The sequence below is a fragment of the Paraburkholderia dinghuensis genome (assembly GCF_003837865.1).
GTDB lineage: Bacteria > Pseudomonadota > Gammaproteobacteria > Burkholderiales > Burkholderiaceae > Paraburkholderia > Paraburkholderia dinghuensis.
Genome location: NZ_RQIS01000005.1, coordinates 267,932 through 294,734, shown reverse-complemented (window position 1 = coordinate 294,734; position 26,803 = coordinate 267,932). Strand labels below are relative to the sequence as shown.

Annotated in this window: 22 protein-coding genes and 1 pseudogene; 11 read left to right on the top strand and 12 right to left on the bottom strand. The window is 64.9% G+C overall.

Annotated elements, in window-relative coordinates; genetic code table 11:
• Positions 1–2: 2 nt before the first annotated feature.
• From D1Y85_RS09270 to D1Y85_RS09260, 3 genes are all read right to left on the bottom strand, one after another.
• Positions 3–3,134, bottom strand: a complete 3,132-nt coding sequence (locus D1Y85_RS09270) for an MdtB/MuxB family multidrug efflux RND transporter permease subunit (RefSeq protein WP_124150744.1) — start codon at positions 3,132–3,134, stop codon at positions 3–5.
• Between the two features lie 6 nt (positions 3,135–3,140).
• Entirely contained in the window at positions 3,141–4,529 is a 1,389-nt protein-coding gene (locus D1Y85_RS09265) for an MdtA/MuxA family multidrug efflux RND transporter periplasmic adaptor subunit (RefSeq protein WP_124150743.1), read from the bottom strand.
• A gap of 791 nt (positions 4,530–5,320) precedes the next feature.
• On the bottom strand, positions 5,321–6,523 hold the full coding sequence (locus D1Y85_RS09260) for an ammonium transporter (protein ID WP_124150742.1): 1,203 nt from the start codon (positions 6,521–6,523) through the stop codon (positions 5,321–5,323).
• Positions 6,524–6,947: 424 nt separating this feature from the next.
• Between D1Y85_RS09260 and D1Y85_RS09255 the strand changes: the two genes are divergently transcribed.
• Positions 6,948–8,738, top strand: coding sequence for a sensor histidine kinase (locus D1Y85_RS09255; RefSeq protein WP_124150741.1), 1,791 nt, complete (start codon positions 6,948–6,950; stop codon positions 8,736–8,738).
• On the opposite strand, the gene D1Y85_RS09250 is transcribed toward D1Y85_RS09255, so the two are convergent.
• Positions 8,735–9,073 carry a hypothetical protein gene (locus tag D1Y85_RS09250; RefSeq protein ID WP_124150740.1) on the bottom strand — a complete coding sequence of 113 codons (339 nt, stop codon included), beginning with the start codon at positions 9,071–9,073 and terminating at the stop codon, positions 8,735–8,737. The genes D1Y85_RS09255 and D1Y85_RS09250 overlap by 4 nt on opposite strands.
• A gap of 127 nt (positions 9,074–9,200) precedes the next feature.
• Complete coding sequence (locus D1Y85_RS09245) at positions 9,201–9,782, bottom strand: DJ-1/PfpI family protein (protein ID WP_124150739.1); 582 nt, start codon at positions 9,780–9,782, stop codon at positions 9,201–9,203.
• 59 nt (positions 9,783–9,841) lie between these two features.
• On the opposite strand from D1Y85_RS09245, the gene D1Y85_RS09240 reads away from it, so the two are divergent.
• From D1Y85_RS09240 to D1Y85_RS09230, 3 genes are all read left to right on the top strand, one after another.
• On the top strand, positions 9,842–10,360 hold the full coding sequence (locus D1Y85_RS09240) for a GNAT family N-acetyltransferase (protein ID WP_124150738.1): 519 nt from the start codon (positions 9,842–9,844) through the stop codon (positions 10,358–10,360).
• 8 nt (positions 10,361–10,368) lie between these two features.
• Positions 10,369–10,821, top strand: coding sequence for a BCAL1086 family glycoprotein (locus D1Y85_RS09235; RefSeq protein ID WP_246024832.1), 453 nt, complete (start codon positions 10,369–10,371; stop codon positions 10,819–10,821).
• Between the two features lie 590 nt (positions 10,822–11,411).
• Positions 11,412–13,772 (top strand): mechanosensitive ion channel domain-containing protein, encoded by a 2,361-nt coding sequence (locus D1Y85_RS09230; protein WP_246024831.1) that lies wholly within the window; start codon positions 11,412–11,414, stop codon positions 13,770–13,772.
• 34 nt (positions 13,773–13,806) lie between these two features.
• Here D1Y85_RS09230 and D1Y85_RS09225 read toward each other — a convergent pair whose 3' ends face one another.
• Positions 13,807–14,490 carry a cysteine dioxygenase family protein gene (locus D1Y85_RS09225; protein WP_124150736.1) on the bottom strand — a complete coding sequence of 228 codons (684 nt, stop codon included), beginning with the start codon at positions 14,488–14,490 and terminating at the stop codon, positions 13,807–13,809.
• 127 nt (positions 14,491–14,617) lie between these two features.
• On the opposite strand from D1Y85_RS09225, the gene D1Y85_RS09220 reads away from it, so the two are divergent.
• Both D1Y85_RS09220 and D1Y85_RS09215 read left to right on the top strand, forming a co-directional pair.
• Positions 14,618–15,085, top strand: coding sequence for an Lrp/AsnC family transcriptional regulator (locus tag D1Y85_RS09220; protein ID WP_124150735.1), 468 nt, complete (start codon positions 14,618–14,620; stop codon positions 15,083–15,085).
• A gap of 89 nt (positions 15,086–15,174) precedes the next feature.
• Positions 15,175–15,369, top strand: a complete 195-nt coding sequence (locus D1Y85_RS09215) for a hypothetical protein (protein WP_124150734.1) — start codon at positions 15,175–15,177, stop codon at positions 15,367–15,369.
• A gap of 32 nt (positions 15,370–15,401) precedes the next feature.
• Here the strand turns inward: D1Y85_RS09215 and D1Y85_RS09210 are convergent, their stop codons facing one another.
• Positions 15,402–17,801 (bottom strand): FUSC family protein, encoded by a 2,400-nt coding sequence (locus D1Y85_RS09210; protein WP_124150733.1) that lies wholly within the window; start codon positions 17,799–17,801, stop codon positions 15,402–15,404.
• Between the two features lie 116 nt (positions 17,802–17,917).
• Entirely contained in the window at positions 17,918–18,559 is a 642-nt protein-coding gene (locus tag D1Y85_RS09205; RefSeq protein ID WP_124150794.1) for a VC0807 family protein, read from the bottom strand.
• Between the two features lie 238 nt (positions 18,560–18,797).
• On the opposite strand from D1Y85_RS09205, the gene arfB reads away from it, so the two are divergent.
• Entirely contained in the window at positions 18,798–19,202 is a 405-nt protein-coding gene (gene arfB / locus D1Y85_RS09200; RefSeq protein ID WP_124150732.1) for an alternative ribosome rescue aminoacyl-tRNA hydrolase ArfB, read from the top strand.
• Between the two features lie 269 nt (positions 19,203–19,471).
• Here the strand turns inward: arfB and D1Y85_RS09195 are convergent, their stop codons facing one another.
• The 3 genes from D1Y85_RS09195 to D1Y85_RS09185 form a co-directional block, all read right to left on the bottom strand.
• On the bottom strand, positions 19,472–19,729 hold the full coding sequence (locus D1Y85_RS09195; RefSeq protein WP_124150731.1) for a DNA-binding protein: 258 nt from the start codon (positions 19,727–19,729) through the stop codon (positions 19,472–19,474).
• Positions 19,730–19,955: 226 nt separating this feature from the next.
• Entirely contained in the window at positions 19,956–20,183 is a 228-nt protein-coding gene (locus tag D1Y85_RS09190; protein ID WP_124150730.1) for a hypothetical protein, read from the bottom strand.
• 171 nt (positions 20,184–20,354) lie between these two features.
• A complete protein-coding gene (locus tag D1Y85_RS09185) occupies positions 20,355–21,053 on the bottom strand; it encodes a YdcF family protein (protein ID WP_246024838.1) in 699 nt (232 codons plus the stop codon).
• Positions 21,054–21,345: 292 nt separating this feature from the next.
• Here D1Y85_RS09185 and D1Y85_RS09180 point away from each other — a divergent pair, with 292 nt between their 5' ends.
• Positions 21,346–21,660, top strand: coding sequence for a hypothetical protein (locus D1Y85_RS09180; protein ID WP_124150728.1), 315 nt, complete (start codon positions 21,346–21,348; stop codon positions 21,658–21,660).
• A gap of 803 nt (positions 21,661–22,463) precedes the next feature.
• Here the strand turns inward: D1Y85_RS09180 and D1Y85_RS09175 are convergent.
• A pseudogene (locus D1Y85_RS09175) lies at positions 22,464–22,859 on the bottom strand (transposase); the annotation flags it as partial.
• A gap of 424 nt (positions 22,860–23,283) precedes the next feature.
• Here D1Y85_RS09175 and D1Y85_RS09170 point away from each other — a divergent pair.
• The 3 genes from D1Y85_RS09170 (at position 23,284) to scpB (ending at position 26,715) form a co-directional block, all read left to right on the top strand.
• Positions 23,284–24,192 carry a LysR family transcriptional regulator gene (locus tag D1Y85_RS09170; protein WP_124150726.1) on the top strand — a complete coding sequence of 303 codons (909 nt, stop codon included), beginning with the start codon at positions 23,284–23,286 and terminating at the stop codon, positions 24,190–24,192.
• 93 nt (positions 24,193–24,285) lie between these two features.
• On the top strand, positions 24,286–25,503 hold the full coding sequence (locus D1Y85_RS09165) for a pyridoxal phosphate-dependent aminotransferase (protein WP_425466908.1): 1,218 nt from the start codon (positions 24,286–24,288) through the stop codon (positions 25,501–25,503).
• 270 nt (positions 25,504–25,773) lie between these two features.
• The gene (scpB, locus tag D1Y85_RS09160; protein ID WP_246024830.1) at positions 25,774–26,715 is read left to right on the top strand and encodes an SMC-Scp complex subunit ScpB; all 942 of its coding nucleotides are present in this window, start codon (positions 25,774–25,776) and stop codon (positions 26,713–26,715) included.
• The last annotated feature ends 88 nt before the right edge of the window (positions 26,716–26,803 follow it).

Genomic DNA, 26,803 nt, shown 5'->3' with positions numbered 1-26,803 from the left:
CGTCATTGCTCCGCGTCGGGGGTCGGTGCCGCGCCGGACGTGGGCGAACCGCCGCCGAAGCGCTTCCTCACGCGCTGCGCGATCGAGTCGAACGCGAGGTAGATCACGGGCGTCGTGAAGAGCGTGAGCGCTTGGCTCACGATCAGGCCGCCGGCAATCGCGATGCCGAGGGGCCGGCGCAACTCCGAGCCTGCGCCGCTGCCGAGAATGAGCGGCAGGGCGCCGAGGAGCGCCGCCATCGTCGTCATCATGATCGGGCGGAAGCGCAACAGACACGCCTGATAGATCGCCTCGCGCGGCGGCTTGCCTTCCTGACGCTCGGCTTCGAGCGCGAAGTCGATCATCATGATCGCGTTCTTCTTGACGATGCCGATGAGCAGCACGATGCCGATGATGCCGATGATGTCGAGATCGTGGCCGGTCAGGATCAGAGCGAGCAACGCACCGACGCCGGCCGATGGCAGCGTCGAGAGAATCGTGATCGGGTGGATAAAGCTCTCGTAGAGCACGCCGAGCACGATGTACATCGTCACGATGGCCGCGAGGATCAGGAAAAGCTCATTCGAGAGCGACGCCTGGAACGCGAGCGCCGCGCCCTGGAAGCGCGTCTGGAACGACGCCGGCAACCCGACTTCCTTCTCCGCCTGCTCGATCGCCTTCACCGCCGCGCCGAGCGAGGCGCCGGGTGCGAGGTTGAAGGAGATGGTCGTGGCCGGGAATTGCGAGAGGTGCGTGACGAGCAGCGGCGCGGGACGCTCATGGAACTTCGCGATGGCCGAAAGCGGCACCTGGCCCGACGTCGAGGTCGAGGAGGGCAGGTAGATCGCGTTCAGCGCGTCGGTGTAGTGCTGTAGTTGCGGATCGGCTTCGAGGATCACGCGGTACTGGTTCGACTGCGTGAAGATCGTCGAAATGATGCGCTGGCCGAACGCGTCGTAGAGCGCGTTGTCGACGGTCGCGGGCGTGATGCCGTAGCGCGCCGCGCTCGCGCGGTCGATCTCGACGAATACCGACTGGCCCTGGTCCTGCAGGTCGGTCGCGACGTCGGCGAGTTCGGGCACCTGTTCGAGCCGGTGCACGAGCTTCGGCACCCACGTGGTGAAGTCCTGGATGTTCGGCGTCGTGAGCATGAACTGATACTGCGTCGGGCTCACCGTCGAATCGATCGTGAGGTCCTGCACGGGCTGCATGTAAAGCGTCGCGCCGGGAATGTGCGCGACGTTCTTCTGCAGCTCGCGGATGATCTCGCTCGCCGACGCGTCGCGATCGTCGCGCGGCTTCAGGTTGATCAGCATGCGGCCGCTGTTCAGCGTGATATTCGTGCCGTCCACGCCGATGAACGAGGTCAGGCTTTCGACGTTCTCGTTCTTCAGGATTTCCGCGGCGAGCGCCTGTTGCCGGTCGGCCATCGATCCATACGACACCGACTGCGGCGCTTGTGTGATCGCCTGGATCACGCCGGTGTCCTGCACGGGGAAGAAGCCTTTCGGCACGACCACGTAGAGCAGGCCCGTGAGCACGAGCGTCGCGAGGAATACGAGCATGGTGAGGCGCTGATGATTCAGCACCCACTGGAGCGCTACGCCATAGCGGTCGATCACGTATTCGAAGAACTGGTGGACGCGCGCTTCGAAGCGGTGGCTTTCGGGGGGCGGCGTGTGGCGCAGCATCTTCGCGCACATCATCGGCACGAGCGTGAGCGAAACCACGGCCGAAATCACGATCGTCACCGCAAGCGTGATCGCGAATTCGTGGAAGAGCCGACCCACCACGTCGCCCATGAAGAGCAGCGGAATCAGCACCGCGATCAGCGAAACCGTGAGCGAGATGATCGTGAAGCCGATCTGCTTCGAACCCTTGAGCGCCGCTTCGAGCGGGCTGTCGCCGTCCTCGACGTAGCGCGAGATGTTTTCGATCATCACGATGGCGTCGTCGACGACGAAGCCCGTCGCGATCGTGAGCGCCATGAGCGAGAGGTTGTCGAGCGAGAAGCCGCACAGGTACATCACGGCGAGCGTGCCGATCAGCGAGAGCGGCACCGAGAGGCTCGGAATTATCGTGGCATAGACGTTCGCGAGGAACAGGTACATCACGAGTACGACCAGCACCACCGACAGCAGCAGTTCGAACTGGACGTCACGCACCGAGGCGCGAATGGTCGTCGTGCGGTCCGTGACGATCTGCACGTCGAGCGCCGAGGGCAGCGATTCCTGCAGTTGCGGCAAGATCGCCTTGATGTTGTCCACGACCTGGATCACGTTCGCGCCCGGCTGGCGCTGCACGTTCAGGATGATCGCCGGCGTGCCGTCCACCCACGCGCCGAGCTTCGTGTTTTCGGCGCCCTGCACGATGTTCGCGACGTCCGTGAGCATGACCGGACGGCCGTTGCGATAGGCCACCACGGCGCTCTGGTAGGCGTTCGCGTCGGTCAGCTGGTCGTTTGCGTTGATCGTGTACGAGCGTGTCGGACCGTCGAAGTTGCCCTTCGGCGTGTTGACGTTCAGGTTCGAGATGGTCGTGCGCAGATCATCGATATTCAGCCCGTAGGCCGCGAGCGCGCGCGGATTCGCCTGGATGCGCACGGCGGGCCGCTGCCCACCCGAGAGACTCACGAGACCGACGCCCGCCACCTGCGAGATCTTCTGCGCGAGGCGCGTGTCCGCGAGATCCTGGATCTGCGTGAGCGGCAGCGTCTTCGACGTGATCGCGAGCGTGAGGATCGGCGCGTCGGCCGGATTCACTTTCGCGTAGATCGGCGGCGCGGGCAGGTCGGAGGGCAGCAGGTTGCCGGCTGCGTTGATCGCGGCCTGCACTTCCTGTTCGGCGATGTCGAGCGGCAGATCGAGGCTGAACTGCAGCGTGATCACCGACGAGCCCGCCGAACTCTGCGACGACATCTGGTTGAGCGACGGCATCTGCCCGAACTGGCGTTCGAGCGGCGCGGTCACCGCCGACGTCATCACGTCCGGGCTCGCACCCGGGTAGAAGGTCTGGACCTGGATGGTCGGGTAGTCCACTTCGGGCAGGGCCGACAGCGGCAAGAAACGCAGCGCGACGAGGCCGACCAGCATGATCGCGGCCATCAGCAAGGCAGTGCCGACCGGCCGCAGGATAAAAACGCGGGAAGGATTCATGCTGGCTTATTGCGCGCCGCTCTGCGCGGCGGGCTGAGACGCGGGCTGAGAAGCAGCCTGTCGATGGCCGTGGTGTGCGCCCGAGGCGCCGTGTGGGGCCGAGGCACCCGAAGCACCCCGGGCGCCCCTGGCTCCCGACGCGCCATGCGGATGCCCGGCGGGGATCGTGATCTTCGAGCCTTCACGCAGGCGGTCCGAGCCGTCCGTCACGACGCGCTCGCCGGCGTCGAGTCCCGAGGCGATGCTGGTGCGCTCGCCGTTCACGGGGCCAACCTTCACGATTCGCACGGTCACGGTGTTGTCGGGCTTCACGACATAGACGTACTGCCCTTGCGACCCGTTGAGCACCGCCGAGGTCGGCACGATCACAGCATCGTGGATCGTGTCGACGAGCAGACGCGCGTTCACGAACTGGTTGGGGAACAGCATCTCGTCCGGGTTCTGGAAACTGGCGCGCAGCTTGACTGTGCCCGTGGTGGTGTCGATCTGGTTGTCGATGGTCTGCAGGTGACCGTTCTCGAGCAGCGTCGTGTTGCTGCGGTCATACGCTGTGACGGGCATCGTCGTGCCCGCGCGGAGCTGCTTGAGAATGGCCGGCAGGTTGTCCTCGGAAGTCGTGAAAATGACGCTGATCGGCTGCAACTGGGTGAGGACGACGATGCCGTTGGTGTCGCCCGGGGTCACGTAGTTGCCCGGATCGACCTGACGCAGGCCGACGCGGCCCGCAACCGGCGCAGTGATGCGCGCGTAGGTGAGGTCGAGATTGAAGGTGTCGATGTTCGCCTGATCGGACTTCACCGTGCCCTCGTATTGCTTCACGAGCGACGCCTGGGTATCCACCTGCTGGCTCGCGATCGAGTCCTGCGCGAGCAGCGTTTGATAGCGCTTCAGGTCGAGCCGCGCCGTGGCGAGCAGCGCCTCGTCGCGCGCGAGCTGGCCTTGTGCGTTCGCGAGCGAGATCTGGTACGGACGCGGATCGATCTGGGCGAGCACGTCGCCGCGTTTCACCATCTGGCCTTCCTGAAAGTTCACGCTTTGCAGCGTGCCGGACAGTTGCGTGCGCACCGTAACGTCGGCGAGCGGCGTGACCGTGCCGAGGGCCGTGATGACGATGGGCATGTCGCCGTGCGCGGCGGCCGCCACGCTCACGGGTTGCGGCATGTTGGCCATTGCACCCGGCCCGCCGCGGCGTGCGCTCGCGCCGCCTGCGCTACTCGCAGCGCTGGCGCCGGCTGTGCCCTGGAGCGCCTTGTTCCACGGGTGCCAGCGCACCAGCACGACACCCGCGACGATCAGTACGGCGGCGAGCGCAATCAGCTTGCCGCGCGGGCGGCGCGGCGCGCGGGGCGGCGTTTCTCGACGAGGCGGTTCCGGGTGCTTTTCTTGATGATCCATCGGTCAGGTCGTAACAGCGGTCGGGTTGTGCAGTTTCACACGGGCGCGGGCCGCGCGCGTGGGTAAGGATTATGGCGCTATGGGCTGCGCCTGCCTGCGCCGCCGCGGGTTGCCGATGCTACGCGAGTCACGTGCAAGGTGGGTGTCAGATACCACAGCAATCGGGCGCGCGCTGGAAAGAGGCGGCGGGTGGCGTGGCGGACGAGGGCAGCCGAAGTGGGAGCAGGCGGCGCGTTGGTCGCGCAGCCAAAAAGCATGATGCTAGTCGGCACTTCCGTCAGCGTCCAGTCGCCTATTTTTCGAGACGTTACGGCCGTTACATGGGCCGCCGTCATTTTGTCGGCGCAAGACCGTCTGGTGTTATCTACGAGGGGTGCCGGGCCGCGGAAAGGAAGAGGGGATAGCGGGTGATTGGGAAAAAATGAATTATGCTTGATGGATCGCGTATTCTGGCGAGATTTCGCTTGACGCGGCTAGTTCAGGCGTAAAAAATGCGAACATGTTTTGACGGAGTCTCGCTTTGTGCGGGATTTTGATTCGCCATGAGATATGCAATTTGCATTATTTCGGTGAAGCACCGCCTCGGTGTCCGTCGAATTTCGTCTCTCAGGTTCTAGCACGGCCCTCGGAATGGCTAGAACTTTTAAGGCGTCACGCTCACGCGTGACGCCTTTTTTTCGCCCTTTTTTTCGCCTATAGACGCGAGACAAACCGTCTGCGAGCGCCCAGCAGACGGGTAGATCCGCCGCGCAATGCCGCGACGGCCCACCCGCAAGTCAGTGACGATTGCCTCAGGCGACGGTTTCCCGCTCCGGCATCGACGTGATCTTGTGAATGGAGAGATCGGCGCCGTTGTACTCCTCTTCCTGATCGAGGCGCAGTCCCACCACCCGCTTGAGCGCGCCGTACACGATCGTCCCGCCGAGCGTCGCTACAGCGATGCCACCGAGCGTCCCCACCACCTGCGCCCAGAACGACACACCGCCGATGCCACCCGCCCAGCGCATGCCGAAGATCCCTGCCGCGATGCCGCCCCACGCACCGCACAGGCCGTGCAGCGGCCACACGCCGAGCACGTCGTCGATGCGCCAGCGGTTCTGCACGCACGTGAACATATAGACGAACAGCACGCCCGCAATCGCGCCGGTCACGAGCGCGCCGAGCGGATGCATGATGTCCGATCCGGCGCATACGGCCACGAGCCCCGCGAGCGGTCCGTTGTACGTGAAGCCGGGGTCGTTGCGGCCCGCGAACCAGGCGGCGAGCGTGCCGCCCACCATCGCCATGAGCGAGTTGACGGCCACGAGGCCGCTGATCTTGTCGATGCTCTGCGCGCTCATCACGTTGAAGCCGAACCAGCCCACCGCGAGTATCCACGCGCCGAGCGCGAGAAACGGGATGCTCGAAGGCGGGTGCGCGGCGATGCGCCCGTCTCGCGTATAGCGCCCGTGGCGCGCGCCGAGCAGGATCACGGCCGGCAACGCCACCCAGCCGCCGAAGGCATGCACGACCACCGAGCCCGCGAAGTCGTGAAACGGTGCGCCGAAAAACTGGGCGATGGCGTTCTGAATGCCAAACCGGCCGTTCCAGACGATGCCTTCGAAGAACGGATAGATGAACCCGACGAGCACGAACGTCGCGAAGAGCTGCGGATGGAACTTCGAGCGCTCGGCGATGCCGCCCGACACGATCGCCGGGATCGCCGCCGCGAAAGTGAGCAGGAAGAAGAAGCGCACGAGGGCGTAGCCGTCGTGTTGCGCGAGCACGTCGGCGTGCGAGAAGAACTGCACGCCGTAGGCGATCGTGTAGCCAATGAAGAAGTAGGCAATCGTCGAAACCGAAAAATCGACGAGGATCTTCACGAGCGCATTGACCTGATTCTTTTTGCGCACCGTGCCGAGTTCGAGGAACGCGAACCCCGCGTGCATCGCGAGCACCATGGCGGCGCCGAGCAGCAGAAAGAGCGTGTCGGTGCCTGTCTTGAGATTTTCCATCCTTGTGTCCTGCGGTTGCCCGAAAAGAGGGCGATCTGAGCAAGATACGGGCCAGCGCTGCGCCAAAGCGGTGAGGCGGACCATGGTGCATGGCATTGCGTCGGTGCGTGCGTGCACCGCGGCGGATGCCGGAGGGTTGTCTCCGGGCGATGATCATGCGCGACGGGCGTCGCGCGCGGGGCATGTCAGCACAATTCCTGTGCCGACGCGCGAACATGGTGAGGTCATGCGCCAGAGCGGGGCGATTGTTTCGATTTACCTTTCTCAAATCATGCGATGTCGGGAAATCGAAAAAATGCCGAGGGCGCAGGCGACTGCAGCGGGTCCCGTCCCCCTCACGCAGAACCCACATGGGGCGCAAACGCCGACATAATGGCCGGACCTGGTCACTACGCCTTCCGGGATCCCCGAACCCGCTCATTGCATGCGACTAACGACGAAAGGGTTTCTGCTGATCGCGATTCCCGCCGTTTTCGAACTGACGCTGTTATCGGGCATCGTGAAGGCCGACGCCGATGCACAAGCGGCGGATCGCGCCAGTCAGCACAGCCAGGACGTGCTCGCGCAGGCGGGGCGCGTGCTCGAGCCGGTCCTGATCGAGTCGGTGAGGCTGCGCGGGGCCGTGGTGGCCGGCGACATCCAGTTCAGGACACCGGAGTCCATGTGGATGGACGTCGATCAGCGCATCGACCGTCTCGTCGAACTCGTCTCGGATAATCCCGGCCAGGTGGAGCGCGCGGTGCAGATCCGCCAGGCCGTGGAGAACTACCGGCAGTGGTCGGACCGGATGCAGGACCTGTTGCACGCGAAGCGGCGCCACGAACTGACCGAGCGCTTTCGCCTGCTCGCGGACACCGACGTCCTCGACCACGTGCGTGCGCAGATTACGTCGTTCCAGTCGGAGGAGCGGCGGCTCGATGTCATGCGCGTGACGGTGGCCGAAGCCGCGCGTGCCCGCCAGCAGACGCTCGTGATGGCGGCCGTGTTGGGGTCGATCGTGCTGGTCGCGTTGTCGGTGTGGCTCTTCACGCGCGGCGTGCGCGGCCGGCTCAACGCGCTCTCCGATAATGCGAGCCGTATCGCGGGCAACGAGCCGCTCGCGCCGTTCACGGGCGGCAACGATGAAATCGCACAACTCGACCTCACGCTACATCAGATCAGCCAGCGTCTGATCGAAGCCGAGCGTATGCGCATCGGCTTCCAGGCGGACCTTGCGCGCCGTGCGGACCAGCTCGCGCGCATCAATGAAACGCTGTGGCAGCAGACGCAGGAAAACGAGATGTTCATCCACAGCGTGTCGCATGATCTGCGGGCGCCGCTCGTCAATCTCCAGGGCTTTTCGCGTGAGCTGCACCATGCCTTCGACGACCTTCGCAAACTGGTCGCGCGCTCGTCGCTCGCGCCGCAGGCGCGCGAGCGCGTCGAGCACCTCATCAACGAGGAAATCGGCGAAGCGCTGCGGTATTTGCAGACCGCCGTGCTGCGCGCGTCGCACATCATCGACGCGCTCCTGCGCCTCGCGCGCGTGGGGCGCGTCGAGTACCGGCGGCAGCGCGTCAACGTGGGGGAACTGGTGCAGCGCGTCGTCGATGCGATGCACGGCTCGATCCGCTCGCGCGGCGCGCAGGTGCGTGTGCGTCCGTTGCCCGATGTCTGGGGCGATCCGACGGCGCTCGAACAGGTTTTCGGGAACCTGATCGGCAATGCGCTCAACTACCTGGACCCCGCCCGCGATGGGCAAGTCGAAATCGGCACGGCGTCCGCACCGCCTGGCGTCGAATCGCTGCAGATTTTCTACGTCCGCGACAACGGGCTAGGTATTCCCGAAATCGCCCTGCCGCGGCTTTTTCAGGCGTTTCAGCGCATGCACGGCAATATCGCGCCGGGTGAGGGCATCGGACTTGCGCTCGTGCGGCGCGTGGTCGAGCGCCATGGCGGGCGCGTGTGGGTGGAATCGACCGAGGGTGCGGGCACGACGTTCTATGTGTCGCTGCCGGACGCACTGGCGGTCGTGCCGCCCGCGCCGGGTGAGGCCGAGCATGCCGTCGCTGCAGGATGGGCCACAAGCGGCGACACGGAGCAGGCGTCGGCCGGGGACACCGGTGAGTCGGGTGACGCGGCGGATGACAAGACAACCGGCGACGACGGGCCGATGCCTCCGACTGTTTTAGCTGCTGCGCGAAGGCGCGCAGGCGGCACGCCGGAAGAGCTCTAGCAGGCGCTGAAGAGGGGCCGTGGCCGGAGCAGGCGCAGGCCGCGCATCGACCAGTTCCCGCCCGCCACGAAGAGCAGCAGCGCGAGACCCAGCACGGCTTGTGCGCTGAGCTTCAGGCCGAACGGCATGGAATCTGGCGAGAACAGGCTGTAATCGAGCGTGAGCAGCGCACTCCAGAGGGCGATTGCGCCTTGCACGAGAAGCCGTGTGCCCCGGCGGTGCCGTGCGCGATCGACCAGATCGACCAGCGCGAAGTTTCGGTTCGAGCGTGAGCAATAAAAAGCGATCGCCATCAAGGCGATCGCGAGTACAACGATCCAGTCCGTCAGTTCCATTACCACCATCCCTAAAGCATGCGCGTACTTTAGGCAGCGGTTATCCCGGACGATATAGGACCGATCCCAAATGGTTGAGCGACGGTGCGATTTCTTGCGCTCGATTAGCTTCGCCGCTCTACACGAATCAGGGTTCGATGCGGGTACCGAGCAGTACCAGGAACTGGCGCAGCCATTCGGGATGCGCGGGCCAGGCCGGGGCCGTGACGAAAGGGGCGTCGGTGATGGCGCTGTCGATCGGAATCTCGGCGTATTCGCCGCCCGCGAGGCGCACTTCCGGCGCACAGGCCGGATATGCCGAGATGCGCTTGCCGCGGATCACTTCAGCCGCCGCGAGCAATTGCGCTGCATGGCAGATGGCCGCGATCGGCTTGTTCGCGCGGGCAAAGTGGTGCACGACATCGATCACCTTCGGATTGAGTCGCAGGTATTCGGGTGCACGGCCGCCGGCGATGGCGAGCGCGTCGTAGCTGGCCGGGTCGATTTCGTCGAAAGTGGCGTTGAGCGCGAACTGGTGGCCCGGCTTTTCGGTGTAGGTCTGGTCGCCCTCGAAGTCGTGAATGGCGGTTTTGATGCGCTCGCCAGCCTTCTTGCCGGGGCACACGGCGTCGACGCGGTGGCCGACGGCCTGCAGCGCCTGGAACGGCACCATCGTTTCATAGTCCTCGGCGAAGTCGCCGGTGAGGAAGAGAATCTTCTTGACTGCCATCGTCTGACTCCTGGGTTGGTTAGTGGAACGCATCGGATGCTCACGCAGTCTACCTCACCATGTCTGACGCTATTGTTCGGGACTCTCCGTCGCCATCCATCGAATTGCGCACGTATGTGCCGGAACGCGATGCGGCAGCACTTGCCTCGCTCTTCCGCGCATCGGTGACGGCGCTCACTGCCGCGCACTACGATGCCGCGCAGCGTGCGGCGTGGGCGTCGTCGGCCGATGACGTCGCGTCGTTCGGCGCGAGCCTCGTGCGCGGCACGACGCTCGTCGCGGTTCGCGATGGCGTCCCCGTCGCATTCGGGCAGCTCTGGCCGGTCGATCACGTCGAGATGCTCTACGTCGCGCCCGGGTGGACGCGGCGCGGGCTTGCGACGGCGTTGCTGACACGGCTCGAGAGCCTGGCGCGCGAACAGGGTGCGAGCGTACTGGGTACCGATGCCAGTGCGCTCGCGCGGCCCGTGTTCGAGCGCGCGGGCTTCTCGCTCGTTTCAGCGCAGACGGTATGGCGCGGCGGCGTATCATTGTCTCGTTTTCACCTCGCCAAGCCGCTTCACGGGACTGATCTTTGAGGACGACCATGTCTTTGCACGCCTCGATACGCCGGGCCGCCGTGCCCGTTCTGGCCTGCGCGGTGCTCGCCGCATGCAGCAAGCAGGATGCATCGGCGCCCGGCAGCAGTGCAGGCCAATCCGCCGCGGCCGCGCAGCAGGCGGTTCAGCAGGCCGCACAACAGGCCGCCCAGCGGCTCGATCAGGCGGCGAGTTTCGTGAACCGGCAGATCGATGCCGCTTCGTCGCAGACGGCGGGCGCGAGTGCTTCGACGGCGGAACTCGCCTCTTCCGCACGGGGCCAGTTGCGCGACGCGGCGAGCGCTGGACAGGCCATGCTCGGCCACGCTGCGGCGGCCACCGGCGCGGGGTTAGAAGTGGCCGGACGTTCGCTGCAGCAGTGGGCGAGCGGCGCGGCGGCGTCGGCTCCGGCCCCTGCCGTCAATGCGGTACCGGCTCCGGCCTCGGACGCTGGCGACTAGCCAATTCGAAGTGCGGCGCTCGAGGCTCAGATTGGGCGTGATCGCAACGGCCGCGTTTTCGGTGCGGGTCCGCCGCGAGTGCAGATGCCAACTTTGCGTATGCTGTCGCGCTGCGCGTACGTGGCGGATGCAGCAGGCGGGCGCTCGGTCCTTGAATATGTAACTTGCTTATACAGCCAGCACCGAATTGGCGCGGATGGACCGATCGCCGATGCAAGATGTTCGGGCCGCATCCAGGCACAAACCGACCTGGTCGAGTTCGTCGACGAACTGGAGTCGACCGGTTTAGTCACCGGGTCGCCCAGGCCGCTGACTGCTGCGACGGAGGCTACGCGAGTGGACGCTGACATTCTGTTACGCACGCGCGCCACGCGGTTCAGCGTAGTGCGGCTAGACTGGTGCAATCCGACTTCGCCCCTTTCACCATGACTTCACGCTCCGGACGGGACGATACGCGCGCGCGTTGGCGGCATGCTGTGCCGCCCGCCAGGGGTTCGACTCCCGGCTTGCGAACCGCGTGCGCGGCGCTGAGGCGCCTGCGCCGTGCGCCGGTCGTGTTTGCGTGGCTAGCGGTCGCGTTGGCATGTGCGATGGCGTGTACGAGACCCGCCGTCGCCGAGGTTGCACCTGCGCCCCTGTTGCCGACACTGAAGAGCGTTATCACGGGCAAGCCTGCTGCGGCTTCGGACGCATCGGCGGCCGAAGCTGCGTCCGCGCCGAGTCCTGCCAGCGCGGCCGAATTCGCTCACTCGCTCGACAGCGTGATCACCACGCTCGAGAACGATCGCCAGCGCAACGCGCTCGTGACCCAGTTGAAGAAGCTGCGCGAAACTTCGAGCAACGCCGCGCCGGCACCGGCTTCCGGCGTCGCCGGGGCGTCCGGGTTGCTCGGCGCGATCGCGTCGGGAATCACGTCAGTCGAAGCCGACGCGCGGCAGGGCCGCAACCCGCTGCGTTACTGGACAGGGCGTTTTTCCGCGGCCGGCAACGAACTCGTCACGCTCGCCGTGGGCGAGGGCGAAGCGAATACAGGCCAACTGATGCTCGACGTGGGCGAGATGCTGGCAGGTTGGGGCATAACCGCTGCCGCGCTGCTCTGGCTCGTGCACCGCCTGCTGCGGCGTTTCTCGGTCGCAACCGATTTGCAGCCCAATCCGACCACGCTCGAACTTGTCGTTTTCGCGCTGCATCGTGTCGGTCCGTTTATCGTCGCGTTCTTCGTGGTGCTCATCGTCGAGCGCGCGCTGCCCGACGCTGTCGGCCGCACGATAGGACTTGTGATTGCGTATGCAATCGTCGCGGGCGCGGTGTTCTCGGCGATCTGCCTCACCATGTTTTCGCTGTTTGGCTCGGGGCACCGGCGTGCCGCCGTGCGCATCCTGATCGCGCGCGGGCGTCGGCCGCTCTTCGCGATCGGCGTACTCAGCGCGCTAGGCGATGCGGCGACCAACTACGAAATCGCATTTCAGATCGGCACGAATCTGGCCGCGCTCGTGTCCACATTCGCAAACATGTGCGCCGCCGTGATGACTGCCACCTTCGCCGTCGCGTTCAGGCGGCCCGTCGCGCAACTGATCCGCAATCGCAGCTACGTGCTGCGCCACGACCACAAGGCACTCACCGAAATCTTCGACGTGCTCGCCTCGCTCTGGCATGTACCGATGCTGGTCCTCGCGGTCGCCTCGATCGTTGCGACGATAGGCGGCGTCAATGGCGGTTCGAACGTGCTGCAGAACTCGATCGTCATGGCGCTTTTGCTCGTGCTTGCGTTCTTCCTTTCGGCGATCGTGCGTCGCATCACGCGGCCCGATCCCAAGCGCGTGCGGCGGCGCTCGCCGTATCTGTGGCGGCTCCTGCGCTTCGCGGGTACGCTCCTCACGGTCTTTATCTGGCTCGCCTATTTTGAGTCGTGCGCGCGCCTGTGGGACATCTCGATTGCGCGCATCATCGAGGCGAACGTGGCCGCGCGCGGCATCGCGCACGCGATTTTCGCAATCGGTGCGACGCTGTTTCTCGCGTGGCTCGTGTGGATCATCCTCGACACTGCGATGCTCGAAGCGCTCAATCCGAGCAGCCCGCGTGGCAAAGTCCGTGCGCCCAGCACGCGTGCGCGCACCATGCTGCCGCTCGCACGCAATGCGCTGCTTGTGACGATCGTCGCGATTGCCGGGATTGTCACGGCGGCCAAACTCGGCATCAACGTGACGCCATTGCTCGCGGGCGCGGGCGTCATCGGCCTTGCGATCGGCTTCGGTGCACAGTCGCTCGTGAGCGACCTCATCACAGGTCTGTTCATCATCATTGAGGAGACCATATCGGTCGGCGACTGGATCGACCTCGACAACGGCCACGCTGGCACCGTCGAGCATCTTTCGATCCGCACCGTGCGTCTGCGCGACGGCCAGGGTGCGATCCACGCCATCCCGTTCTCGCAGATCAAGATCGTGAAGAACCTGTCGCGCGACTTTGCGTTCGCGGTGTTCGAGGTGCGCGTGCCGTTTTCAGTAGAACTCGATACGGTTACGCGGATGATCCGCGACGTGGGTGCGGAACTGGTCGCGGATTTTCGTTATCGGCGCGAAATTCTCGGGCCTGTCGAAGTGTGGGGCCTCGATCGCTTCGATCCGAACTGGATGGTGGTCAAAGGCCAGATCAAGACGCGGCCGCTGCAGCAATGGAGCGTCGCGCGCGCGTTCAACGCGCGCCTCAAGCGACGCATGGACGAAGCCGGGATCGAGATACCCGTGCCGCAGATGCAGGTTCACATGTCGTCGCCCGGTGAGCCAGCCGCGCCGCTCGACGACGATCTGGCGCTGCCGCGAAAGGCGGCGAGGGCCGGCGTGCCGCGCGACGCTTCGCACGAGCCGCGGCCCGCTCCCCCGACGACCTCCGGTCCCGACGGCTCGCCGCCGCAGATTCCGACTGCGGGCGGCTCGGGAAGCCGCGGTTAGTCGTGCGCGGTTAATCGTGCGTGGTTAGCCGCGGCTAGGCGCGTGCGATGCGTGGCGAAACGTCGTGCGCACGCGCGTCGCCGTTGACTTCCCGAACCGCGCACGGCGCTGGTGTAGCGAGTGGCAGTACGTCGTTCACGTGCGTCGCGATGCGCTCGGCGTCCACGCCATAGACATGTAGCGAGACCGCTTTGGCATGACTGTCGTTCGACAGCCTGTGAATGCCGCCGTGACCGCTTCCGCTTCTACACCCACTTCCGACGAACGACACCGTGCCTGGCGCACGCAGATGGTCGCGCACGGCATTCGCGCCGCCGCGCGTTGCTTCCCACGAGTAGAGCGTTTCGGTCAACGTGCCTTCGAGCACCGTGAAGCCGCACCAGGTGTGGTGCGCGTGAATCGGACTTGCCTGGCCCGGCTGCCAGACGAGCGCCGCGACCGTGTAGCGGCCCGCGGGGTCGGCGGCGATAACGTGGCGGCGATATCGTTCGCTGCTGCCTTCGCGTTGTCCGGCCAGGATGATCGCCGGCTCGGCGAGTGCGACGGCGAGCGCGCCGCGCATGCCGCGCGCAAAAGCGGGGCACTGCGACGGATCGGCGGGCGTTGTGCAAGCGTCGAAGGCGGCATCGAGCGCTGCGTGCAGGCCGGCCACTGCCGCTGCATGGTCCTCGATGGCGTACGCGGCGCGCAGGAAAGCAGGTTCGGCAGGGGAGTTCATCGTCGATCTCGCACGGATGGTCCGGATAAACCTGTTTATACCCGCTTGCGTCGAGAAAGAGTTTCCATATAATTTCGCTGTACCGTCTCTGAATAGAAAAAATTACTACAACTGGGGAAGAGCAGAAATGGATGTCATCGACAGAAAGCTCATCGAGCTGTTGCAGCAAGACGCCACGATGCCGGTCGCCGAACTGGCCCAGCGGGTGAACCTCTCGCAGACGCCCTGCTGGAAGCGCGTGCAGCGTCTCAAAGAGACGGGCGTGATCCGCGCGCAGGTGGCGCTGTGCGATCCGAAGAAGCTAGGCGTGGGGACGACCGTGTTCGTCGCGGTGCGCACGAACCAGCACACTGAGGCGTGGGCGCAGACCTTCACGCGCGCGGTGCAGGACATCCCGGAGATCGTCGAGGCGTACCGCATGAGCGGCGAGACGGACTATCTGTTGCGCGTCGTGGTGGCGGACATCGACGACTACGACCGCGTCTACAAGCAACTGATTCGTGCCGTGCCGCTTTCCGACGTGAGTTCGAGCTTCGCGATGGAGCAGCTCAAATACTCGACGGCGCTGCCGGTGCGGGCCACGCGAATGGAATAAGCCGGCGGCGCGCAGCACCTGCGCCGCAAGCTGTCTGCAAGGCGCCGCGGCGTAGAATGCCCGCTCGCCCTTTATCGCTCCGGTAAGCCATGAACGATCCGCACAAGAAGAACCCCGTCTTTGGCGTAGGTGTTTTCATCGTGGTGGTGGTGCTTCTGGTGATCGGAACCGTGCTCTTCAATGCAGTTCGCGACAAGCGCGAATACGAAGAAGCCACCCAGCCGCAGCCCGCCAGTGAGGCCGCGAGCGAAGCCGTTTCACACGCGAGCGGCGCCGCGCAGTAGCGTGGCGGCCATTCGTGCGGCCACGCGGCGCGTCATTCCGGAAGCCGGATCACGCTCGCATCTTTGCGTATGATCCACGACGCCGCGATCATCTGCTTGCACTGATGCGAAAGCAGTTTCAATTCCTGCGTCAATTCTCCGTACGCCCCGAGCGTGCGCTCGGCGCTGACCACCATGGCATCGAGATCGCGTGTGAGCCGACGCGTCGCGTCGAGCTGGTCGGCGGGGGCGGGCGTGCCGGCTTCGGCCGCGCCGAGGTTCTCGCTCACGCATGAGAGCGCGCGTTCCAGCGCGTCGAGTGGCACGGCGCGTCGGGGCTTCGCCGCGCTGCGCAGGAGCGGAGCCGCTGCCGTGATCTGCGATGCCAGCACGTGGCTGCGGACCAGCAAGTCGTTCAGTTCTGCGACGAATTTTTGAGCCGACTTCGGCTCGAGCATCATTCGCTGGAAGGCCTGACCGAGATTCGCAAACGCGACGTGGACGTTCTTGCGGGCGAGGCGGTAGCGGTAGTCGCTCTCGACTGCATTCGCCGATGTGCTTCCCTGCGTGCCCGCTTTTGCGCCCGGCGCAGCGGCGGTGAGGCCGCGCGTCACGCCAGAGGAGATGGCTGCCTCCCCGCTCGCTGTGGCGGGACTGTTCGTGTGTGTGGTGGCGTCGACGCCGGCCGTTGCATTTGCGCCCGGGAGCGCGTCGGCCCCGGCTAGCGACGCCCCGCGTGTACCGATCCCCCACCAGCTCGCGTCAAGATACTGGCGCATGGAGGCGATCATGTCGTGCACGAGCTTGCCCATCAACCGGTACTCCCAGTACGGGAACAGACGGCTCGCAGCGATCGCGATCATGCAGCCCACCACGGTGTCGATCGCGCGTTCGCCGATGATGCGCATGTTGCCCGGCGCGAGCAGATGGAACATCAGCAACACATAGGACGACGTGAACACCACGCTCGCCGTGTAGTTGAAGAGCAGAAGGCTGTAGCTCATCACCATCGCGGCGAACATCGAGACGAGCAGCACGAGCGGCTCTTTGACGAGCAGAATCATGGCGACGCTCGCCGCGCAGCCGATCAACGTGCCGACGATACGCTGCGCGTTGCGCTGGCGTGTAAGCGAGTAGCCGGGCTTCAGGATGATGATGCTCGTCATCACTATCCAGTACGCGTTCGTGAGCGGCAGGAGTCGCCCCAGCCAGAAACCCACCGCCACCGCGATCGTCACGCGCAGCGCGTGCCGAAAACTCGGCGAGGCCATCGTGAGATTCGAGAAGATCTGCATGTACGACACGTTGCGGCTCGTGACGAAACGCTGCAGCGCCGCGTCGATGCGCAGCTCGGTTTCCGTGGTCGGCACTTCGCTAGCAAGACTGCGGCGCATGCGATCGATGAGACGCGTTGCGCTCCAGATGCGCCGGAACGACGCCGAGATCGCCGAATACGCCTCGGGATCGGTCGAGGGCAGATCGCGTTTCTTGAGCAGCTCCAGTTCGTACTCGATCGCGCGCAGCTCGGCTTTCACGTTGACGCTCGCGCGCGGCACCTGGTTCTGCAGCACAGCGAGGCCGATGTCCTCGAGATCGGCGGCGGCCTTGCGGATCAGATCGCGGTAAAACACCAGCAGATCGGAGCCGCCGAACGTGTTGCGCACGAGCGGGTAGTCGGTGTGCGCGCCCACGAAGAGTTCGTGCAGATCGACTGTGTTGATGAACAGATTGAAGTGCATCGCGCGGTGCGGATCAGGCTTGCCGCGCCTGAACTTCGGCAGATTGCGCAGCACGATATCGCGCGCGGCGTCCTGGCGCTCGACCGCCGCGATCTGCTTCGCGACGAGATTGCGATAGCAGTCGTCGAGATCGTTGTCGAGGTCGTAGAACTGGGCGCGCGCGAGCAGATAGTCGGCACAGGCGAACACATTTTCCGCGAGCGCCTGCTGCTCGATGCGATCGAGCATGAGCCGGCTCACGAGGGTGGACCAGGCCGTGTACCAAAGCCCGCCGAGCAGGATCCACAGCGCGTTGACGAGCGCCTGATGCGGCGTGAAGTGCTCTTCGAGCGTCATCACCATCATGAAGAGCGTCGCGAAACTGATCTGCGGCCAGCGGTTGCCGTAGACCACGACGAGCGACAGCACGAACGTGAGCGGCACGACGGTGGCCCAGAGCGCGATGGAATTGACGGTCGCGAGGCCCGTGGCGTAAGCGGCCAGAAAACCGATCGCGCTGCACGCGAGCATTTCGTTGCGCTTGTACTTGAGCGGACCGGGCATGTCGACGACACACGCGCCGAGCGCGCCGGTCGAGATGGTGAAGCCGAGTTCGCTTTTGTCGAAGACGAGCAGGCACAGGATGGCCGGAAGCGAGATGCCGATCGCGATGCGCAGGCCGCCGTAGAAGTACTGGCTGTAGAGAAACTTGCGGATTTCTACCGAGTAGCGCATCGACTGCCGGTGAAAGTTCGGGAGCGGACGGTGAGTCTAACTGATTTCAACCACGCCCAGATCACCCCCACATGCAACGTGATGAACGGCGTCGCGCACGGGCGCGGCGTGCCGTGTCAGGCGGCTGGGTCGCCGAGCAGTCCGTTGGTGCCATGGATGCGCCGCATGCGTGTGCGATACCAGAACGTCCACGCGAGCAGACCGCCGAACACACTGTAGCCGAGGATCGGCGAGACGATGAGGAAGCGCTCGATCGGCCAGGTCGCGGCGAGCCAGGCGCGCAGCGCGCCGTCGAAGGTCATGCCGATACCCCAGACGACGGTGAGCATGCGCATCGCCGTCGCGAACTCGCGGCGCTCACTCCAGAGCCGCTCGAAGCGTGCGACGCCTTCGGGTGTCTCGCGCGCGACGGTTGCACGCGCAAGGTAGAACACGAGCGGTCGGCGCGCGAAGAGCGTCACGAGGAAGGTAACGCCGATGGCGCCCGACGCAAAACACTCGCGCATGAGCAGCACGCGCGGGCTGCCGCCGAATGCCATCGCGACGAGCGAGAGCACGATGCCGAGCAGCACGATCGAGGAGAGCGCGTCGACGCGCTTGAAGCGCACGAGTTCGACGATGCTCCAGACAAGCGGCGGTACGGCCGAAGCGACGAGCCCACCGAATTCGCCGTAACGCGGGTGCGCGAGAGAGTAGGCCACCCAGGGCAGGAGCAGATTGACCGCCAGTTCGGCGACGAATGCCGGGCGCAGCTTCATCAGACGCATGCTCCAGTCAGTGTTTCGGGCGTTGGAGAAAGTATGGCCGAAGGACTGCCGATCGGCAAACGGCGAGCAAACGGCGTCTTCGCGGAACGCGCGGTGAAGCTTGCGTCGAGCATGCCCGGAAACATGTCTGCGAGTCGGAGCCTGTGCGACACTCGCGCATGCGTCATCGCATGCCCGCCGTCGCACACCATTCCACCCCCTTGTACTCCAGTCCGATTCACTGCCCGACATGACCACTCGCCATCCCATCGCCCCACATGAGGTCGAACTGGTCGCCGTTCGTGCACAAGGCGCGGGTGGGCAGAACGTGAACAAGGTGTCGAGCGCGATTCATCTGCGTTTTGACATTCGGGCGTCGTCGCTGCCCGAGGTGGTGAAAATGCGGCTGCTCTGCCTGAACGACCGGCGTATCTCGCGCGAGGGCGTAGTCGTGATCAAATCGCAGGAGTACCGCACGCAGGAGCAGAACCGCGCAGCCGCGCTCGCACGCCTCGACGAACTCGTCGACAGTGTGAGTGTGACCCGCAAGGCACGCGTGTCGACCCGGCCCACCCGCGCCTCGAAGCTGCGACGCCTCGACGGCAAGGCGCATCGCGGTGAGGTGAAGGTGGCGCGGCGGCGCGTGGTCGAGTGACGCTGCGCTGGGGCAACGGCTTTGCGGCAGAATTCGCTAGTTCAGGAAGGGCAGGTGAAACACAGCCGCACAGCATGTGCATCGCACGGGCGAAGCCGGGCGTGCTGGCGACACAGCAGTTGCGTTTGCAATCGTTGGAGGGACATGCAGGGAACACGACGATGCGTCCCGGCGCATACAGCGCATACCGGGCGGTCCTGGCATCATTGGCGCATCGTCGTTCTGGCCGTCCTGCGCGGTTCAGCATCCGCGCGGCGGCCGCGCCGGGATCAATGTGCGGAATTGGGTACGTCGAGAATCAGGATGATGGTCCAGTCGGCGTCGCCTTCGTGATGATACTGACGCTCGGCGACGATGAACGGCTGCTGCTTGCCTTGCGGCCCGAGGAACAGCACGTCGCCTTCCATGGGCAGGCATTCGATCGGCGGCAACGCGAGGAATGCGTCCTCTTTGTCGCGCGGCATCAATTTTTCGATCTTGCGCGATGCTGCTTCGGTCCATTCGATGTCGAGCTGAATGTTGCTCATTCTGTTCTCCGCGCGAGGGGCGCACAGTGGGTGGGTCAAATCGAGGTGCGCGACTTTAGCATACCGCGGCGCGGCATCCGTTCGGGCGGCGACGGCGCGCACGACGCGCGCGGGCGATAAAAGAAGGCCGACGCCGGTGGCTCCGGCATCGGCCTCGTCGCCCGTGGAGATGGGCCGGATGCGACACGCGTGAGCCGCGCCGCGCTATGTAACGCGGCGCGCAGCATCACTCCGCAGCCTTCTTCTGGTGATGGTGCTTCGTATGGTCCTTCATTGGCATCGCTGGCGCTTGAGCCGCTTGCTGCTGCTGCGCCTGCACTTCCTGCGCGTGCTGCTCGAATTGCGCAACTTTTTGCGGATCGGTGCTCATGATAACGCCGCCTTCCGTCTGCGCGTGGACGGCACCCGTCAGCGCGGAAAGCGAAATCAGAATTGCGAGGGACACTTTGTTCATCTTTACCTCCGTGGGAGCGGTTTGAGGACCCAGCCGTTGCCTGTCCAGACGGAATGGCCATGCCATCCTAGTGAACAAATATACGCTCCAGATGACGGCGCGTATTTCTGAGTGCGCGTCTGCGTGCGCGGTGTTACATCTTGTTACTCATGGTGTCGCGATGCGATGCTGTCAGAACCATCCAATCATGCGGTAAGCATGAAACTGGACCATGCCGAACAACTCGTGGAGCGCGATCTGCGCGCCGCAAAGATTGACAAGGCGGGGCCACCATCCGGTCTGCGCATGACGCACGCCTGACACCACCGGCACGGGATTTGCACCGAAGCGCTGGAAGTCGAGCAGGGCACGCTGCATGTGATACGCCGAAGTGATGAGAAACAGGATGTCGTCCGGTTGTGCGCGCTGGAGGTACATCACGTTGCGCGCGTTTTGCCAGGTCGTGAGGCTCGTGTTTTCCAGGACGAGATCGACGCTCGCAACGCCAGCGCGCAGGAGATAGGGCGCGTAGGTGTCGGCCTCCGTGGCCGTATGGCGCTGTGGATTGCCGCCGCTCACGATGACGCGGCAGACGCCACCCGCGAGCTTGCATTGCCGGTAGAGGGAAGCGGCGGCCGAGAGGCGCGCGTAAACGTCGCGCTTTGGCACGAGCACCCCGTCGTCACCGGTTCGCGTGCCGCCTCCCAACACGACGATGCCCGTCCGCAAACCAAACGGTGCCGGCAGCTCCTGCGCAGGGTCATAGGGAGTGCGATATATCACGGGTTGGGCCAGATCGAGCAGCATGCCTGTCAGCCAACCTGAAGCAAGCAGCCAGAATAGGACGCCGGTGATGACAGCGATGGCCGTGCGGGCGCTGCGCCACAGCAAGGACACTGCAATAAATGCCACAAAGAAAACGAATAGAATCAATTTGAATAAGGTAACGTATGGTTTTCGGGATGTGGCACCCTTGCGCTTTTGCGCCGCGATCGTGGCGCCGCGCTGGCGGTGCGGGGAGCGGCTTGCCACTCTCACGGGGGCCCGGATCATCTGCAGATCTGCCGCGTGCTTGTCCGGCGGCGGACGCGCGTCGACAGCCGGTTACGGTGGGCTGCTCACTTCGCCTTTGTGCGTAGCCGGGCATAACCGTTCGAAGGCTGCATTTTAAGAAAGAAGCGAGATGAATACGTATTCCAACGAAGCAGTACTCGAAGCATTGCGGCGGGTGCAGTACCGGCAGGTCCCCTGGGCGCGGCGTCCTGAAGTCTTTCAATATCTGCGCGATCTGGGTTTGATGGACACGGTGAGACAGCGCACCGTCGCGCCTGCGCCCGGCTTTCACGCGCCCGTCGACATCGCCGTCCTGACCGAGCGCGGCCGCGCCGAATTTGCGCGCCTCGCACGCGACGAGCGCACGCTCCAGTGGTCCGCGCACCGCGTCGCCGACTACGCGCTGCAACGCGTGGCGCAAGCCGGGCTGGAAACCCCTCAGTAAGGCTGCCGATAAACCCGGTTGCCGCCTCGCTCCGGCAGCCCGGGTCCCCCGGAAAAAAAGAAGCCCGCATCGGACGATACGGGCTAACCGGAATTACTGCTGCCACGCTGTGCTTAATGGCTTAGGGTAGACCTGAGGCAGGCGCAGTGGTTCCCGGTCTTTTCGTTCGGTGCGCCGGCGCGTGGCAAACGCTTTATCTGGCGTTCAACTGCATGCGTCGTGCGAACCGGCCAGAGGAATGTCCGGCGATATCCGGCGCTCAGTGACGTCGCTGTTCCGGCGATGCTGGTCGGGATGGGGAGGCTCGCTGGCGGGCGTGATCGGTGATGTCGCCGCGCAGGTCCCCGCGCGGTACAGCTGGATTCTGGCCACCCTGCCGAGGCGCCCCATTGGGCGGCGAAGTTGCGACGCGGGGCATGGACCAGCCCGGCGAGCCGGGGCGCGGCGGCTGGGCAGACGCGCCGGACGATGCGATCGATGCAATCAGGGCGAGGACGCCGAGCGAAACCATGATGCCCGGAGGGAGCAGCGGCATGGACTTCATGGCAGTTTCCCGTTAATGCGGGCCGTCGACGTTCGTAGACATGGTCTTACCCTAACGTCTTACGCGACACGGGGTTGTGAATATTGGTAAAGAGATGTTTCGCCCGCCCGTGTACAGAGGGAAAGCGGGGTGAACGGGACGATCGGACGCTGCGCGCGCCAAGGCGCGAGTGCGTCGTGCATAGGGGAGCGCCGGGGAGGGAGTCCGGCGTTGCCGGACGCGTGGACGCCCGGCAGCAGCGAACCTGGTGATCCGCTCAGGCCATCTTGACCGGAGCGCGCCACGACTCCGGATTGGTCCAGAACGCGCCGCGCAGACGGTCGCGGCTCGGCGGTGCCGGCGGTTTGGTCGCCGTTGCGCCGATACGTCCGCGAAGCGAAATTTCGCGACCGTTCGAACTGAGGCGCTTTACGATTTCGGCCAGGGTGCCGTCGGTTTGCCACTCGTCGAAACGGCGTCGGCAGGTGGGCGGCGACGGGTAACGTCCGGGCAGCTTCGACCAGCCCTCACCAGTAGACAGTACCCAAAGCACTGCGTTGACCACGGCTCGTGCTTCGACGCGAGGCCGTCCGCGCCGTTCGCTCCGCGCGGGTTCCGCACAGAACAACGCCTCGACCAGCGCCCATTCGTTATCTCTTAAATCGTCGAACAGCATCATGTTTCACCTCAGCGAGCTATCTCTGGTGCGCTGCCCCGCGCTGCGCACTCTTCAAGCACTCCATCAGGGTGACGGAGTGCCAGGCGGGATCTGGGTACGTTGCCGGATTTGAACGCTCCGCAACGTCCGCCGATCCTGTACATGCCCAGATGCGAAAAGCGTGCCAACTCATACGCTTTCGTTTCGAAGCCGCGGGACATCAAGCCCGCGCAGGTGCTTGCCAGGGCCGTATGAGACTAGAAATTACCGGGTGCGGAAATCAGGACAATCACCAATTTTGTGCAGTCAGGCCCGTCAGACGTGCGCCTGCGCTGCATTGCTGCGCTGCGGAAACGATGCTCGTTGAGGTATATCAAGATGCCGCAATCGACGCTGGCGGGGATAAAATCGCATGAGAAGTCATGATTGATGAGAATAAGCGATGAATGTGACGTTGCGGCAACTGAGGGTGTTCATCGAGGTGGCCCGCCTGCGGAGCTTCAGCCGCGCGGGTGTCGAAATCGGGCTCACGCAGTCCGCAGTGAGCCGGTGTGTGCGCGAACTCGAGACGGAAATCGGCGTTAAGCTCGTCGACCGGACGACCCGCGAAGTCCAGCTGACAGACGTCGGTGTCAACCTGATCGCGAGCGTCGGGCGTTTGCTCAACGATCTCGACGACGCCTTGCAGGAGATTCGCGAGATCGGCGAGCAGCGGCGCGGGCGCGTGGTGGTCGCGGCGAGCCCGACTGTCGCCTGTCGCCTGATGCCGCAGGTCGTCGCCGAATGCGGGCTGCAATACCCCTACGTCACGCTCGGATTGCGCGACGACGTGCAGAGCGACGTCGTGCGCAAGGTCCGCTCGGGTGAGGTTGATTTCGGTGTGATCATCGGTCCGTTCGCAGCGGAGGATCTCGAAACCATGACGCTGACTACTGATTCGTTCTGCGTCGTCGTGCGGGGCGATCACGCGTTCGCGAGGCGCGAGCAGGTGGGCTGGCATGAGCTCGACGGCGAGCGCCTCGTGATGCTCGACTACGCTTCGGGCAGCCGGCCGCTGATCGACACGGTGATGAGCGAGCAAGGCGTGCACGCGCGGGTCGTCCAGGAACTCGGGCACCCGGCGACCGTATTCGGGCTTGTCGAGGCGGGTGTGGGCATCAGCGTTCTGCCGTGGCTTGCACTACCCGTGCCCGCCGGCTCGTCACTGCTTGCACGGCCGCTCGTGCCACGCGCCGAGCGTACGGTCGAACTGGTGCGGCGCCGCGACCGCTCGCTTTCCCCGGCCGCAGAGGCCGTCTGGGCGCTGATCCACCAGATCGGCGGGCGTCCGGAGGAACTGCGCGGGGCGTAACAGCGTCGCTCGGTGGTCGAGGCCTCCACGTGTGACGTGCGCGCGCTACACTGCGTTTTTCTGCAACCGCCGAACGCCCAGGAAGCCCCCTCGATGAGCGATCCCGTCCTGCCTTCGACTATGACTGCAACCTCCGATTCACCACAAGCGCGCCATGCCGTGCGGACACTGCGCTCGTCGCAGATCCGCGAGGTCGCGAACGCGGGTTTCGGCGTGCCCGACGTGCTGCCGTTCTGGTTCGGGGAATCCGATCGCGTGACGCCGCCGTTTATCCGCGAGGCCGCCGCAGAAGCGCTCGGGCGCGGCGACACGTTCTACACGCACAATCTCGGCATCGCGCCGTTACGCGAGGTGCTCGCCCGATACGTGAGCGGGCTGCACGGGGCCACATCGGTCGAGAACATTGCCGTGACGAGCGCGGGCGTGAATGCATTGATGCTCGCGGCTCAACTCGTGACCGGCGCGGGCGACCGCGCGGTCGCGGTCACCCCGCTGTGGCCGAATCTGGTCGAGATCCCGAAGATACTCGGCGCGACGGTCGAGACGGTGTCGCTCTCGTATGGCGAGCGCGGCTGGACGCTCGACCTCGAGCGGCTCCTCTCCGCGCTCACGCCGGGTACGAAACTGCTGATGATCAACTCGCCGAACAATCCGACCGGCTGGGTGATGACGCGAGACGAACAGCGCGCGGTGCTCGATCACTGCCGCCGTCACGGTATCTGGATCGTCGCGGACGAAGTCTACGAGCGGCTCTACTACGGCGAGGCAGTCGAGCGCGCTGCGCCTTCGTTCCTCGACCTCGCGTCGCGCGATGAGCGCGTGATCTGCGTCAATTCGTTTTCGAAAGCGTGGCTCATGACGGGATGGCGGCTCGGCTGGATGGTCGCGCCACCCACGCTGATGGACGATCTCGGCAAGCTGGTCGAGTACAACACGTCGTGCGCGCCGTCTTTTGTGCAGCAGGCGGGCATCGCGGCGGTCGAGCACGGCGAGCCGTTTACGCGTGCGCTCGTTGCGGATCTGCGCGCGTCGCGCGACCACCTGGCGGCGGCGCTCGCGCAGTTACCTGGCGTTGATGTGAAGGCGCCGCCCGGCGCGATGTACCTGTTTTTCAGACTGCCGGGCGCCCAGGAAAGCCTCTCGCTGTGCAAGGCACTCGTGCGCGACGCCGGCCTTGGGCTCGCGCCGGGCAGCGCATTCGGCCGCGAGGGCGAGGGATTCGTGCGGTGGTGTTACGCGTGCGATCCGGCGCGCCTCGATAGAGGTGTCGAACGTCTCGCGGGTTATCTCAAGGCGCGGGGCGTGCGCTGAGCGTGTGCCGCATGGCGGCGCGTTGGGCCAACGCGCGAGAGCGTCTTTACGCACCCGGTGTTTTTGCGTAATATGGCGCTTAGTCTTGCGATTCCCTACGGGATTTTCGCGGCTCCCCGGCTGGGTCAGGCTCTAGTGCCTGTATTGCGACCCCCCGGTGCGTGCTCCCATCAATATGACCGATCAGAATCGGGCGAGCGCGTCTCCAGTTCCATATCGTCTCTGTCTGATCCGGTTCCCTGAACCCGACTTAAGGTCTGACCTGGCTGCATGAATACCCAAGAGGCGAAGATCGTCCTCGAGACTGCATTGATCTGCACGCAAGAGCCGCTGAAGATCGGCGACCTGCGCAAATTGTTCGTCGATGACATTTCGGCCGACACGGTTCGGCATCTGCTCGAAGATCTGAAGCAAGAGTGGTCTGGGCGCGGCGTCGAGCTGGTGGGGCTCGCGTCCGGCTGGCGCTTCCAGAGCAAACCGGAGATGCGGACCTATCTGGACCGCCTGCACCCCGAAAAACCGCCGCGCTATTCGCGTGCGGTGCTCGAAACGCTCGCGATCATCGCGTACCGGCAGCCGGTTACGCGCGGCGATATCGAGGAAATCCGCGGGGTGACGGTGAACACGCAGGTCGTGAAGCAACTCGAGGACCGGAGCTGGATCGAGGTGATCGGACATCGCGATGTGCCGGGCCGCCCGGCGCTTTACGCGACGACACGGCAGTTCCTCGATGACCTCGGTCTGAAGTCGCTCGACGAGTTGCCGCCGCTCGGCGACCCGTCCTCGCAGATCGGTGAGCAACTGCTCGCGCAACATGCCATCGAGTTCCCGGACAGCGAGGTGGCGCAACTACTCGCGGCTGGCGGTGGCGAATCCGGCGGTGACGTGCCGGCCGCTGTGGCCGATGCCGTCGAGGCGCGCGAGGACGTTGCCGAGGCTGCTGTCGCGAACGAGCCCGACGAGACGACTGCAACGCAGACGCAGGAGCCCGCACTGGCCGAAGCGTTACCGGTCGCGGATCCCGTGCAAGTGGACAGCGCGCAGGAAGATCAGCGCGAGATACCCGCTGCGCCGGACGATTCAGAAAGCGTTGTAGCCGCTGAGCCGCAACGCGAAGGACACGAGGAATCGCCCCGCGTCCAGCAGGACGAGCGCGCCGCCCAGAAGGCGTATTGGCCGTATCCGGTCGCCACGCCCGAAGGCGAAGGCTGAGAGCGAACAGGAAGGCGCCGCGACGCGGCGCGGGACGACTCCGTCACGACGACGGACGACGAAGCCGCCCAACGCGGCATCTGATGCA